A 13,935-nucleotide genomic window follows, 5' to 3' on the forward strand; every position below is an offset into this window, starting at 1 on the left:
CCCTGGCTTTTCTTTGAAACAACGGACTGCGATGTCCGATTTCGGAAGGAAATAAGATGTCTTTTGGTGCAAATAATATCTTTCAGCGCTGGCGGGCCCAGCCTGCGAATGTAGACAATAAATTCGATACTGCCCTCACGCAAAGTGCCAAGGCAGCACCGCCACCGGCGACCCCGCCAAAACCGCCTGTGGCACCGCACGGATGGAATGAAGGCCCTGCCGGTATTTCACAGCACCGCACGGAACCCGGTCTTTGGCCTTTCCGCATCTATGACAAGGCGGGAATAGACCCGACGGATAATAAGGCATTGCACGATCAGCTCGTTGCCACGCCGCAACTGGATCCCAAAGCTTTTGGCAATAGGCCAGCTGCGCCAGCGGATGCCGACAAGGCTTTGGAGAACTGCGATACGATCAATGTTCTCAGTCCTGAGCGACTGGCATTGCTTGAAGAACAGCGCACCGCATTGGCGACGGTAAGTGATAGCTCAAAGACCCAAGTTGAAAGAGACGGGGCAAAAGACGATCTGATTGTCGCCATCGGCAATGAGATTGAATTGGCCACGGTAGGACAGGGCGTGCCGAAGCTTGGCACTGACAAGAATGGCGACAAGAAAGTCGACGTCAATGAAGCAAGCGATGTTACAAAGCCCATTCTTGAACGCGCGCCAAATGATCCTGTGTTTGTTGATGCCTTCAATCAGGCGAAAGAACTGAAAGAATCCGCGTGGAAGGCCGATGGCCGCACGGACGATCAGATTGGTGTGATTGCCAAGGCAGGCGACGCCAAGGATTATGACAAGGTAACCAGCGAAACCAAGAAGCAATTGGTTGACCTCGCACTCGCAGCGGGCCCCACCGAGGCCCAGCAGATAACAGCGTTGAGCAACCGCGCCGATATTTACATGAACTTCAGTGCAGGCGATCCTGAAAAATATCAGGCAGCGCTTCAAACTGGTGCTGAACAGGCGATCAAGGAAATTCGCGTTGATCGTAAGGTTGGGGAACTGACCAACGCCTTTGGCAAGGGCGATCTTGGTGGTGCTCAGGCATTCATGGCCAAGTTGCGCGAGCAAACCGGTACGAAGGACACGCTTCCGGGAAGCGGTTCGCTTCTGGCTTCGGATCCCCGGGTCATGTCAATGCTCGATAAGTCAATTGATGCGATCGCCGGTGCCGGCCCGCGTGATGGTGACATGAAAGCGAAAACCCAGGCGGTTGTCGATCTGGCCGAGGCCAGCCAGAACATTCTCTACAATGATGGCGACAAACCCGGCAAGGGCAAGGACTTCGTTGATCATGTTGCGAAATATGTGATCGACAAGATGCGCACGGAGTTACCGGGCGATCATCTGAATGTCTTCAGCCAGAATAAATTCTTCAGCATTGCCAGCCGCGAGGATTTGCAGGGGCGTGGCACATCCCTGCTTTCGGCGACTTCGGCCTATACCGCAGTTGAAGCTGACAAGCAGAAGGATAAGACTATATCACTCGAAGACTATGATAATAGTTTTCAGGGGATCAATTCCAATGCGCAATGGGCGACCCGTCGCAGCATCGAAAACTTCGGCTCGGCGGCCAAATCGCTCAATGAGGAAATAAACACCAAGTACAACGAGCTTTATCACGGGCTCTCTGGCTGGGGTTCCAATGTCAAAGCCGATAACGGGATTCCTCCGGAAGCCCAGCTTGCCGAGGATATGAAGGCAATCGACAATATGTCGCCGGAGAACAAGAAGAAGTCCGAGGAGCTGGTTGATCTGGGTGAAACCAAACAGAAGCAATGGGAGATTCAGGACAGTATCGAGCTTGGTGTCAAATTGTACAGTAATGACAACAAGAAGGTCGATGGACAGGATACAGAAGCGCCCATCCCGATGTTGTTCGGTACCGGCATCATGATGACCAAATCCAAGTCGACCAAGGAAGCACTGGCGGACCTGCCGGAGCGTCCGAAGGAAATGACCACCACCGAACAAAAAACCCCAGGCACCGTCTGGGTGCAGCGTGCGACCCGTGCTTTGGCGACAGAAGCCATCACCCAAACCCTTAAAGGCCGAGTCGGAGATATCACTGCTGCAATGGGAGAGAATCGTTTCCAGGAGATATTGAAAGGGAACACCCTGCCCACAATGGCCGAAGCGCAGGCAATTCTCAAAGCTGACAAGCTGAGGCCTGCCGATGCTGCCTTCTTGAAGGATGTTAAATCAATCCTGGGCGAGTCGAAAGTCCATGATATCGTGTCCGGAAAAGTCGTTCCCACTGATGAAGAGCGCAGGCAAATTGCGAGCGTACAGCGCCTTGATCACGGATTTGGCAGAGTTACACGCTTCTCCTCCGGGTTAAGTGCAGGCCTGTTTGGCAAGAACATAGACGGCCTGACGGGTACTCCAGACGATTTGGTGTACTACGTGCCGCATACGATAATGATGTTGACCGCGGCACAGACGGCTTTGAATCCCAATGCCAAGTCAATCTTGTCGACTCCGTCTGCTACCGGAAATCCGCCTGACGTGGCCGAGATCAATGGGCATGTTAACAACGATCCGACGCTTGATTCAAAACAAAAGGAGAGGTGGAATAAGACCTCTCATATGCTCACGAGGGCGGGTGGCGTCGATACTCTTTATGTCGCCGCCGACATGACAAACATGATTTTGAATACAGTGGGGACTGACTCCGTCAAGCAGGATACAGTCAAGGCCTGGGGCTATGGCATTGCTACGGTTAGCGATGCGATGTTTGCGGTTGCCGCCTCAACGGGGAAGGTAACCACAGGTGCCGCAGAGGCTGCTTTGGTCAAAGAAAGCGGAGCGGCTAGATTAATGACGCGCCTTGGATTTCTCAGGGTCACAGGTGTTGCAGCAGTACTGCAAGTCGCCGGTGCCGGTATCGTTGGCGGGCGAGGCGCTTATAACGCTGCTCATACCTATGACAAGGCGGATGCTGATGCCATCCAGGTTCTGTATGGAGTCAATGATCGCAAGACTGCGGAAATGCTCGCCGAACATAATGATCTTCTGGATGAGGGTCTTATGGGCATACTCCAGACCGTGCTTCCGGGCGATAAGTATCTGATGGGCGGCGATGAAGGCACACGCAGTGCAAATAATGTTCTGACCGGCACCTATGCCGATCTTGATTACAATCGGGCGCGGCTCGGCAAGCTGTTCAACAGTTGGACACCGGAAGAAGCCAAGGAAGTGTCCGAGACAATTCGCAACATGACAACCAATGACGACCACAAGTTGAAGGATACGCAGGACGATCTTCAATATCTGCAATTGCCTTTCGATCCGGCCAAGGCAGATTTGGCTAAGTATCCGAATATCAAATATGACGCTCAGGAAAAACGGTACGAAGACTCGCAGACTTCCATGTATTGGGACGGAAACAAATGGTGGGCTCCTCCGAAGAAGGTCGATCCCAACGCTCCGATGACGTACCACATACTATGGTACGATCCTGCGGCGGGCCATACAATGCGTAATGATGGCTTCGCCCGTGAGGTTAAACCCGACAGCACGGAAGGGCTCAAGGCCTGGTTGAAAAACAAGGGCTATCTTGATTGACCACAAAAGACCGGCGCTCAGCGCCGGCTTTTTTCTAGAGTGAGAGGCCGAGCGTGCTCAATCTTTTCTGCACGTCTTTCTTGCGATCCGGATGAACCGCCAGAATATTGGCAACCCTGCCTGATGGAAACGCAGCATCGACTTCTGCGGCGTTTTTAAGAGGCGCGATTGAATCGATATCGACCTCCCATACCCCATATCCCCAACTTGTCAGAATGTCGCAAATTTTACCCGGCGTCACGCGGGACAGGTTCCACAGCACATCCCGGTTTATCTCGACGAGCATGGTTGGATGCGATGATTGGATCGTATGGGCAGCGCCTATGAAGAACATGCCTTCGGCGCCCTCAATATCCACTTTGATCGTATCCGGCCTGATGCGTTTGGCGATGGCATCGAGCGTTTCGACTCTTACACTGCGATCTGAATGGCGGTTTTGCGAACCAGCAACGAGACTGGTCGCACCGGCATTGACGGTTTCGTCCGCTCTGTTGAGTTCCATCGTGCCTGGAACATCTGCAAGAGCGATCTGATGAACCGTAATTGTTTTTGAAAGCTTGTTTTCTTTGATCGACTTGCTGAAAAGCGTCCATAAATGGGGGAGAGGCTCGAAGGCCACCACCTTGCCTGAAAAACCGGGCTTTGTGGCAACTGAAAGCGAATAATAGCCCACATTGCCGCCGACATCGAAGAAGGTCCCATTGTCCGGTGTGATCGCCTTGATAATATCAATGTCGAACTTCTCATAGCCGCCGCTAAAAATGCCGAAGGTCATGTGATATTGGCGCAGGTCGAGATAGATTTTGAACCCGTCCTTGGTTTCGTACATGACTTCAATGCTCTTGGGCACGAAATTATTGAACAGCAGTTCGGCGTGCCTCTGGTGAAATTCGACCGAACTCATGAACCTTCTTCGATGCTCCGTCAGGGGCAATTCTGAAATGCTGAACAGGTTCTCGGAAATGATACGGGTTTCTTCAACGTTCACATCACGCCCGAGGATGTACTTATACGAATTGAGAATGTCGTTATAGCTCGTCATTACGCTTTCACTCATTTCCCGGAATGGTTGGCACTGGTTTGTTTGTCTGCATTGCTTTTTTGACGTGCTGCCGCGTCCAGCAACTCGTCGAGTTGATCAAAGTGCTTTTCCCACTTTTGCAGTGTCAGGGGCGCGCGACGGCGATGCTCCGCGGCGTGGGTTTCGATTGCTTCGCGCCATCCGAGACCATCGAGCGGATCAAGAAAGATTGCATGCTCTCCGGCTATTTCCTTATGCGAGGGAATATTGGAAGCAATAATGGTCGTGCCGGTTGCCATGGCCTCGGCCAAGGGCATGCCATAGCCTTCTGCAAATGAGGGGGCGAGCAGGGCGGTCGCGCCTGCCATGAGATCGGCGAGGGCTGCATCTCCAAGATCTGGAGCTTCGATGACAATATCGCGCAATTGAGGGCAACGTTCGAGGGTGGCAAAGACCTGCGCGTTCTCCCAGCCGCGCTTTCCGGCGATGACGAGGCGCGGTGTATCCTTACCGTGCTCGTCAACCAATGCGCGCCAAAGTTGCAGGATCATCGCATGGTTTTTGCGCGGCTCAATGGTTCCGACCATCAAGAAATAGGGTCGCTTTGAACGGCGCGCGGCTCTGCTGGCAACGTTGAAACTATGTTCGACGCCGGGCGGGAGAACGGCAATTGGGGGAACCGCACGGCCTTGCTCTTCGGCAAAGGTTTCAAATGAACGAGCGGTGGTTTGCGAGTTGCAAAGAACCAGCCCGGCATGTTTCAGCACGGTTTCCATGCGTTGTAGGTGTCGCTGCGGCTCGTTCTTGCGGACAAACTCCGGATGGGTGAGCGGGATGAGGTCGTGAACGTAGAATATGCCGTTGCTGCGTTGAGCATCCAGCCAGGAAAAGGCGGCAGGACGATGCAGATTGGTGTGTGACACATGCACAAAGGGTGCGCTGGTGGCCAAGCGGCTCATTGGTAATATGGTGCGCAGCACCTTGCCGGCATTCATGCCCCATTGTTGAAGCTTGGATTTATTCTTCGTCGGCACGATGCTCTTTAACTGTGACCAGGAGAGACGGCCGTCTATTGCCGCATAGATCTGTTCCAGTTCTGTCGATTGCGATTGGGTCAAAGCAGCCGTTGACCATCTCTGTTCCAATTCACTGATCAATCCATTGGCGCGGCCACGGTTTATCTCGATTGGCTTTGTCCGTCCCATTTCAATGAAATAGGAGCTGCGCGCCTTTGCCCAATTGGCGTATTGAAGCTCGAAGCGATCAATTCCGGTGGGTGTCGAGAAATGCGACCTGTCAATCAGCCGGGAAATATCCATCGCAATTGCATTCATCATGACCATCCCATCATGCGCAGAGCCGTCTTCAATAAGGTTGGCTCTGCTGGCGTCTCACCATGCAGTTCTTCGATCACGTCTTCCACCTCGCAAAGAAGGTTTGTGCGGGCGGAAAAATAGAGCGGGTAAAGGATCAGCGCTCCGGCAACCAAAGCATCCAGTGTCAGATATTTGCGTGGGCGTAGCGGGGATACACAATCATGCGTCAGCCCCCAGCCTGCATAGAAGGGTAGGCCGTGACACCAGACTGGACGGCCCCGCATCAATGCTTCGAACCCGATCAGGGATGTCGCAACGTGGATCTCGTCACAGGCGCGCAGCAAGCTATCTACCGACACATTGCCGACGACCAGATCCGCAAACTGCGCAAGCTGGGCTGGGTCTGAAGCCATGCCGCGCTTTCCCGCAAGCATGTCGGGATGTTCCTTGAATATGATGAAGGCTTGCGGACGTTGCGCGCGGACAGCTTTCAGCAGATCCATGTTTGAAACGCTGTTGGTCAAGCCAAACCGTAGCGATGCATCGCCCGGCACCTGTCCCGCAACAAGGATGACAGGTTTTCCAGCTGCCAGATGACGGTAGTCTGGAGTGATCGCGCCCTGAAGATTATATTTGGTAATGTTGTGCTGGACTATGCTCTGGCGCAGGCGGGCAGCACGGCTCAGCAAAGCAGGCGTGAAGTTGGTATTGAGCAGCAATCGTTCAAGATCGCTCTCGCGTGTCGCATCGAAATATATGCCATCCCGGTCGAGGCAAAGCGATGAAGCCGGAACCAGATGTGAGCCAAGCCCGACCGAGCGGATAAAACCATCTTCCATTCGCAGGGTGGGGACGGAACGGGCACTCCTGTCAGTGACGGCAGCCTCTTCCTGCCGACCCCAACGGACGAGATAATCTGCCTGTGCAAGCGCTTTGGCATCTGGCTTGGAATTGATGAACCGGACCGTCGACCATGGACCGGAAAGAAAGCGTTTGACGCTGCGGTGCTTGTGCTTGGAAAAGCCGACGCACAGATAATTACCGCGCCGCGCCAAGGCATGATGCCGCCAGGCAATGAGGCGTTCGATTGCCTTCTCGGCTGTGGTTGCTTTCCCGCTGACCGGGTCGACATAGCGGGAATAATGCAGCAATGCGGCTGCAACAAAACTATCCAGGTCCGGTCGGCTAGTCCGGCGCGAAAAGGCAGCGCGTGCAACCGGACCGTCAGCCCAGTCAGTGGTAAGCCCCCAGCCTGCATAAAACGGGACGCCAAATGTCTTGACGGGCACTGACCGGATCAAAGCATCGAAGCCGAACTGGCTTGAAACAGTCCACACCTCGTCCACGACATCAAGCAAGGCGTGGGGAGAAACATTATCGCTTATAACGTGAAGATTGGCCTCACCGGCAAGGTGTGTGAGATAGCCTCTGGCAAATCCTGCAACAATATCCGGGTGGCTTTTAACGAGAACAGTGGCGCCGGGCACAGCTTGTGCTTCCTGCAACATCTGGTGGAAACTGTGCTCATTGGCACCCGCACCGCTGACCGAATAGTCCCCCATGACCTGGTCGATCAAAAGAATCCTGCGGCCGGAGTTTGGCGCGAGAGAAAATGGATAGTCCGGCAGATGGTTATATTTGGTCAGTCTGTGTTCAATGATTTGCTGCTGCAGGGCGCGGCTTCTGCAAAGATCATGCTCGCCAAAGCCGCCTTGTACAAGAAGCTCCAGCCGGGATGGTTTTGCTGCGTTGAAGTAAATGCCGGTGTCGTCGGCAACGATTGCAACCCCCGGCGCGCCAGCCTTGCCGAGTCCAACAGACCGCAGGAAACCGTCTTCCAATGCCCAGTAGGGTAGCCCGCGCAACTTTGCCAACCGGCGGGCCATGCGTGCCAGCGGTTTTTCGCCCCAGCCGACAATGCCGTCTGCCGGTCTGGCCGCCAATTCGGCACTGCATATGCGCGATGTATTCAAGGCAGCCCCGATCAAAGGAAACCGCAGGCGCGTTGGCGTGAAAGCCAATAGCCGCGCATTCTTCTCTGGCAGCCAGTTCGGCGCTGCTTCACGCACTCGAAAATCATCCAGAACCACCGGAGCAGAATGTGCAATGGGAGGTGGCGGGATTACGCTCATGGCATCAATTCACCGCATCTGCTGAAACAGAAGCACCGACGGTTGCTGCTTCTGTTGTCGCGGTGGTCTTGTCTTGTGTGGAAGGCATTGTCACCAAAGATGAAGCTTCATCAATCGGGACAATCTTCAGCTCCAGCTGAATTCGTTTCACGACTCTTTTGGCAGTCGCTTCGAGCAGATTTCGAAGATAGAAACTGCCATTGACGAGGCTTTCGTCGTGCATTCTTGCGTTGAATGCATTTACCGCCGTTTTGTCCGGTGCCTCCGGCGAGGCCCAGAATGCATCCATATTGCTGGCAACAGCACCCTTTTGAGGGTCGTGTGCAAACGACAGTCCCTGACCGCTATACAAGGCATCCCCCAATGCCAATAGCGGTTTGCCGTGGTTTAGCGCCAGCAGGCCTGATGTGCTGTTGACTGTCACCAGCCCAAGCGAATGGCGGATCAGCAGACCGATTGAACCGTCATCAACAATGTGAACCCGGTCTTCGCAGCCGGCAATGCGGGCCAATGCCATGGCAAAGGGACGGTAGCTCTTGTGGCCGCGGTCCATTGGATGAATCTTGATGACAAGGTGATGATTGCTCGCCGCATGCCGTTCGAATGAGCGCAGGCTTTCGGTGATCAACCTCTCCATCGTCCACCCACGACCGTGGCGAAGCAATTGCTGGTCATCATGCACCTGAAGCGCGACGACAAAATACTGACCCTCGAGATTCTCGATCAGATTGAGCATCAGTTCATTATTTGCCGGATAATAGCGAAGCTTCCGGTAGAAGTTGCGCGTCCATAGAATGGATTCGGAAATGATGCCGCGGCTGCGATGATGCGCATTGCCGCGAAAGAATACGGTCCCCGCCGTTTTTGCCAGATAATAACGGATGGCAAGGAAGGTCATGGCGCGGAAGAGATTGCCTTTTACCTGTTCCGGAGGCAAAGCGGGGCCACGGGCAACAAGACGCGGCGTGTGTGTGCGCAAGGGAGACATGGCATTATTGCCACCCCATTCGAGCGTAATGAAGTTTGGCCGAACATAGCCCTCTTCGAATGAAGCGACAGGAATACCGGCCTGCTGCGCCACTCGAATGGCCTGGCGGTGATAGGGCCGGCTGTCGCCGAAAAGAACAATGGTCTCCGGTTTACGGCCGCGGATAAAATCGCTCAGCCAATCGCTCCATGCCTCTGTCGTTCCGGAAAAATGCAACGTTTTCGATCCGCGAAAATAGGACCAGTCTCCGCCGTTAAAATTGACTTTGAGAACGTCATAACCCTCGGCTTCGAGTTCTGTGGAAAGAACACGGAAAAACGGACCGACAGGACCTTGCAGGAGAAGAATGAGAGGTTTTTGTGTGGGCTGCGTATGGCCTGTACGCTCCGGAAATGAAACGATCAGGCCCAATTGGTCGGATTCATGGCGTCCGATTTTATGCCCCACAGGTCTTCAAGCCCCTTTACAACGCTTACTCTGGGTCAAAACTCTACTCAGAGCATAAAATTGATGCTTTTCAGAGAGTTATTTCATCCGCAACCATTGGGCGCCATACTAATTACGCCAGAACAAGTAAAAAAACGCCAATTACCCATTAAAATTATCTATTATGGTTTCTATTCTAAAATCTATTTACTTAGTTGCGTTTATATAAATGTTTACAGTGGTTTATAATTGCGACTAATGTTTTTTCATTATATGCTTCACTTTAATTAGTGCCGATAACGCACGTTTTTAGTGCACATATTGGAGCGTAATTTGGCTTGGATATCCTCTAGACACCGGTTCTACGCAGCATGACGCGCGTTAGTACAAATGATGAGTTTACCGACTATCTGACGTTGGTGGATATTCATGCCGGAGATGTCCCTCCCGAAACGAAATCTGTCACTGATCGGGCGCTTTCCTGGATTCGAAACCACATTCTCGTCTTGATCATGGTTGCATTGCCGACCAGCCTGGCCACCATTTATTATATTGCAATCGCATCGGACCAGTATGTTTCCGAAACGCGGTTCGTCGTGCGCAGTCCCAATAGAAACGCCGCCGGGCTGCTCAGCGGTTTCCTTCAAAGCACAGGCTTTGTCCGGGCTCAGGACGACAGCTATGTCGTCATGGAATTTATCGAATCGCGTGCAGCCTCAGGCGATCTGGCGGAACACAGCAATTTGCGCGAAGTATTGTCCCGTCCGGAGGCAGACTTTCTTGCCCGCTTCCCCTCACTCTGGAGCAAGCCCACCGAAGAGGCGCTGTTTGAGCACTATCTTGATTTTGTGACAATCGAGACCGATTCCGGTGGCGGGGTTACAACATTGCGGGTGCGCGCGTTCCGTCCGGAAGATGCGCAAATGCTGGCGCAAGCACTGTTGGATCGCGCTGAAATGCTTATTAATCGGCTTAATGATCGCGCGCGTCAGGATGCGGTTCGCTTTGCGCGTATTGAGGTTACAGACAGCGAAAAACGGCTCGGTGACCTGCAGAAATCCCTGACGGATTTCCGCAACAAGGTTGCGATGATTGATCCGAGCAAGCAATCCACCGCCATGTTTGAGATGATTGCAAAATTGTCGGATGACGTTGCGCAAAGCAAGGCACAGCTCGCTTCCCTGATGCAGCAGACACCGCAAAGCCCTCAGATACAGGCGATGCGCAGCTCCATTGATGCCAAGGAACAACAGATTATCGAAGAGCGTGCCAGGATCGTTGGCGATGACGCTTCAATGGCGCCGCTGATCGCCGAGTACGAGCAATTGCTGCTTCAGCGCGAGCTTGGCATGCGGATGCTGGAATCGTCGGCGACATCGCTTGAGAATGCCAAACTGGAGGCGCAGAGGCAGCAGCTTTATCTCGAGCGCATCGTCAGTCCCAATCGCCCCGATTACGCCATGTACCCAAAGCGTATAAAATCCATTCTCATGGTATTGGCCCTGTGCTTTGCCGCTTTCTGGATTGTTCGCTTTTTCCGCAACCAGATTTACGATCATTCAGAGACATGAGCACAGAAGGCACAATCACGTTCCATGGTGGCAAGGACGGTCTCCCGCCCTCGTTGGCCGCTAGCCGACCCGCCAAGACCGGTGCCGTTTCTGTTCGCAATATCATCAAGGAATATCCCATGAATGGGGGCACACGCCGTGTGCTTGATGACATAAGTTTTGAGGTGAAGGCCGGCGAGAAAATTGCTGTTCTTGGTCACAATGGTGCGGGTAAATCAACGCTTGTCAGGCTTATTGCGGGGATGGAGCCGCCGACCTCGGGTGAGATTACCAGAACCATGTCGCTATCCTGGCCCATTGCATTGAGCGGCGGGTTTGGCGGGTCGATGACCGGCATAGACTGCATGCGGTTTCTGTCGCGCGTTTATAACAGGCCTGTCGACGAAATCCGCGATTGTGTGGAGACGTTCAGTGACCTTGGCAAATATCTGCGCATGCCGATCAAAACCTATTCCTCGGGCATGCGTGCGCGACTGGCGTTCGGACTTTCCCTTGCGATTGATTTCGATTGCTATCTGATCGATGAGGTCGTTGCGGTTGGCGATCAACGGTTCCAGCGTAAATCTTTTGAAGAACTGTTTGTGAAGCGACGCGATCGGGCAATGATCATTGTCGGTCACAGCCTGGATGTCATCGCCGAACATTGTTCATCAGCGCTTGTGCTCAAGAATGGGCGGGGCAAGGTGTTCAATGATGTAAAATTTGCCTTCGACATCTACGCGTCGCTGTAGGAGGGGCCATGCAAAGCAAAGCCCCAAAGCCTCATCAGGCACCACTACTCGAACTTGATGTGATCGCGCACCCGTTCGATCAGGAAAAAGCCTATGGCGGTGGTGATCAGGCAGCAGGAGAAAATATACGAGATGTCGTAATGGGCGACGATTGTATCGCCGAATGTTCCGGACCTAAACATTTCGAAGCAGTGTACGAGCGGCACATAAAGCGCCAGTTTCTGAATGTCGGAAGGCAGCCACGAAACCATGAAGAACATGCCCGAGATGGGCAAGGTCAGATATTGCAATGGCGCAATGAGTTTCTCGACAAATTCGAAGAACTCCGCCAGAGCCGCCAATATCATGCCGACCCCGAAGGCAAACCAGGCCATGAAGAACCAGCCCGCCATCACCAGTCCGAGATCGTGATAGGGCTCCATGAGACCAGCCAGGCGTGTCCCGGTGTAAACAATAATCAAAGCAAGTGTGGTGCCGCCAACCTCCAACAAGGCACGTGCCATCAGCGTATCCGCCATACGGATTTGGCGATGATACATCAGAGGCAGATTGTGCTTCAGGCAGGAAACCAGCTGGGACGAGACGTGGCGCCAAAGGGTCAGTGGCATATACCCGCTCAACACAAACGCAATAATGCCAAGGCCATGCGACTCGTGTTTCAACAAAGTCCACATAGCCATGACGCCAAGCGTCAGGATCATGGGTTCAAGAATGAGCCACAGAAACCCGACATTCTCGCGACCATAGCGTGTGATCATCTCACGCATGACAAGCGCACCAAGGACGCGCAGCTGGGTACGTATGCCCGTGAGCATCGTCGTTTTCAATGTGGGTTTTGCCGGAGCAGCTTCCATTCTATCGCCTTGGTATTAACAAGAGGAGTTCATTGACGAATATATACATACAGTAGTATTCTGCAATAGAAATAAGAATAAACTTTGCCTATGTTAAATAGATAAAGTTTAAATAGGTAATGATGCTCAGTATATTTGCTGCGCTTCTGCATGTGCATAAAGGGGAATCGCCATTAATAGTCTTGCTCCAGGTCTGTTTACACCGGCACCCGCGCCTCGGCCCATATATGCACGCGCAAAATTTGTGCCGCGCCTGCTCGCTATCCTGTTCATTGGCCTGCCGACTTTGCTGGTGAGCCTCTATTATATTTTCATTGCATCACCCATGTTTGTCTCGGAGTCGGCCTTTGTCGTGCGAATGGCCACGCCGCCATCCTCATCAAACCTTGGCTCCATGTTGCAGAACAGCGGCATCACGAGATCGCAGGACGACACTTTTTCCGTTCAGGAATATATACGTTCCCGGGATGCTCTGACTGTTGTGCAGGATACTCTGCCCCTGCGAACCTATTTTGATAGCAGCCATGGAGATGTGCTGGCACGGTTTCCAGCTCCGTGGGAAAGCGGGCTTTTCGAGGAGTTGTTCCGCTATTACGGCAAGCGTGTCCAGATTGTGCATAATGACACGACAGGCATAACCCTTCTGCGGACCTCGGCATTCCTGCCGCAGGACGCTCTGGCCCTGAACAAGACACTTCTGGATATCGGCAATGCGCGTCTGATCAAGATGAATGAACGGGCGAGGGGGGATGCGGTACGTTTTGCTACTGCGGAAGTTGAAAGTGCGGAGCAACGGATGATCGAAGCGCAGAAGAACATAACGCTCTTTCGCAACAAGGAGCTTATGATCGATCCCAAGCTCAACTCCGTGTCCATGGTCGAACTCATGAGCCGGATCAGTTCGGAGCTGGCTGTTTCCCGCGCAAATCTTGCAGAAACCAGATCCACGGCTCCCGATTCAAGCTCGATCCCCTTTATGACGAGCCGCATTGATGCACTCGAAAAGCAGTTGGTCATGGAGCGGAGCAAAGTGGCGGGAGAGGACGGTTCGATTGCGCCGCGAATAGCAGATTATGAAGCCTTGATGCTGCAAAGGGAATTTTCCAACAAGGCGCTCCTGTCAGCATTGGATTCGCTGAAAACGGCGCGGGCCGACGCGCGCCGGCAGCAGCTTTATTTGGAAGTGGTCGTCTCGCCCAATTTGCCAGACCAGGCCGAGCTTCCTCTGGCCTTGAAGAATATTGCGATCGTATTTCTGGTCACATCGATCGGATATCTGCTTGGCTGGCTACTGCTTACCGCGATCCGCGATCACGACAGTTGA

The 13,935-nt window shown here is 53.2% G+C and carries 9 protein-coding genes; 4 read left to right on the forward strand and 5 right to left on the reverse strand.

What is annotated here, in order from left to right; all coding sequences use genetic code 11:
• Positions 1-56: 56 nt before the first annotated feature.
• Positions 57-3,572 carry a hypothetical protein gene (locus ACTJI9_RS17730; protein ID WP_354346323.1) on the forward strand — a complete coding sequence of 1,172 codons (3,516 nt, stop codon included), beginning with the start codon at positions 57-59 and terminating at the stop codon, positions 3,570-3,572.
• 34 nt (positions 3,573-3,606) lie between these two features.
• Here ACTJI9_RS17730 and ACTJI9_RS17735 read toward each other — a convergent pair whose 3' ends face one another.
• Genes ACTJI9_RS17735 through ACTJI9_RS17750 form a run of 4 tightly spaced genes read right to left on the reverse strand, consistent with a single transcriptional unit; the run spans position 3,607 to position 9,476 of the window.
• Positions 3,607-4,614, reverse strand: a complete 1,008-nt coding sequence (locus tag ACTJI9_RS17735; protein WP_440809746.1) for an FkbM family methyltransferase — start codon at positions 4,612-4,614, stop codon at positions 3,607-3,609.
• An 11-nt stretch (positions 4,615-4,625) separates the two neighbouring features.
• The gene (locus ACTJI9_RS17740) at positions 4,626-5,930 is read right to left on the reverse strand and encodes a glycosyltransferase family 4 protein (RefSeq protein ID WP_440809748.1); all 1,305 of its coding nucleotides are present in this window, start codon (positions 5,928-5,930) and stop codon (positions 4,626-4,628) included.
• Positions 5,927-8,041 (reverse strand): capsular polysaccharide biosynthesis protein, encoded by a 2,115-nt coding sequence (locus ACTJI9_RS17745; protein ID WP_440809750.1) that lies wholly within the window; start codon positions 8,039-8,041, stop codon positions 5,927-5,929. Before ACTJI9_RS17745 ends, ACTJI9_RS17740 begins: the two co-directional genes overlap by 4 nt.
• A gap of 4 nt (positions 8,042-8,045) precedes the next feature.
• Positions 8,046-9,476, reverse strand: coding sequence for a capsular polysaccharide export protein, LipB/KpsS family (locus ACTJI9_RS17750; protein WP_440809752.1), 1,431 nt, complete (start codon positions 9,474-9,476; stop codon positions 8,046-8,048).
• 350 nt (positions 9,477-9,826) lie between these two features.
• Here ACTJI9_RS17750 and ACTJI9_RS17755 point away from each other — a divergent pair, with 350 nt between their 5' ends.
• Together ACTJI9_RS17755 and ACTJI9_RS17760 are read left to right on the forward strand one after the other, a co-directional pair.
• Positions 9,827-11,026 carry a capsule biosynthesis protein gene (locus ACTJI9_RS17755; protein ID WP_115055063.1) on the forward strand — a complete coding sequence of 400 codons (1,200 nt, stop codon included), beginning with the start codon at positions 9,827-9,829 and terminating at the stop codon, positions 11,024-11,026.
• Complete coding sequence (locus ACTJI9_RS17760; RefSeq protein ID WP_115055064.1) at positions 11,023-11,757, forward strand: ATP-binding cassette domain-containing protein; 735 nt, start codon at positions 11,023-11,025, stop codon at positions 11,755-11,757. The genes ACTJI9_RS17755 and ACTJI9_RS17760 overlap by 4 nt, the downstream gene beginning before the upstream one ends.
• Positions 11,758-11,801: 44 nt before the next feature.
• On the opposite strand, the gene ACTJI9_RS17765 is transcribed toward ACTJI9_RS17760, so the two are convergent.
• On the reverse strand, positions 11,802-12,611 hold the full coding sequence (locus ACTJI9_RS17765; RefSeq protein ID WP_115055065.1) for an ABC transporter permease: 810 nt from the start codon (positions 12,609-12,611) through the stop codon (positions 11,802-11,804).
• 244 nt (positions 12,612-12,855) lie between these two features.
• On the opposite strand from ACTJI9_RS17765, the gene ACTJI9_RS17770 reads away from it, so the two are divergent.
• Positions 12,856-13,935, forward strand: coding sequence for a capsule biosynthesis protein (locus tag ACTJI9_RS17770; protein WP_307277498.1), 1,080 nt, complete (start codon positions 12,856-12,858; stop codon positions 13,933-13,935).

The organism is Phyllobacterium sp. 22552 (assembly GCF_052044585.1).
GTDB lineage: Bacteria > Pseudomonadota > Alphaproteobacteria > Rhizobiales > Rhizobiaceae > Phyllobacterium > Phyllobacterium ifriqiyense.

Excerpts from the sequence above, each read along its gene's own strand:
- ACTJI9_RS17735 (WP_440809746.1), bottom strand. The coding sequence starts at position 4,614 with ATGACGAGCTATAACGACATTCTCAATTCGTATAAGTACATCCTCGGG.
- ACTJI9_RS17755 (WP_115055063.1), top strand. The coding sequence starts at position 9,827 with ATGACGCGCGTTAGTACAAATGATGAGTTTACCGACTATCTGACGTTG.
- ACTJI9_RS17760 (WP_115055064.1), top strand. The coding sequence starts at position 11,023 with ATGAGCACAGAAGGCACAATCACGTTCCATGGTGGCAAGGACGGTCTC.
- ACTJI9_RS17740 (WP_440809748.1), bottom strand. The coding sequence starts at position 5,930 with ATGATGAATGCAATTGCGATGGATATTTCCCGGCTGATTGACAGGTCG.
- ACTJI9_RS17730 (WP_354346323.1), top strand. The coding sequence starts at position 57 with ATGTCTTTTGGTGCAAATAATATCTTTCAGCGCTGGCGGGCCCAGCCT.
- ACTJI9_RS17745 (WP_440809750.1), bottom strand. The coding sequence starts at position 8,041 with ATGAGCGTAATCCCGCCACCTCCCATTGCACATTCTGCTCCGGTGGTT.
- ACTJI9_RS17765 (WP_115055065.1), bottom strand. The coding sequence starts at position 12,611 with ATGGAAGCTGCTCCGGCAAAACCCACATTGAAAACGACGATGCTCACG.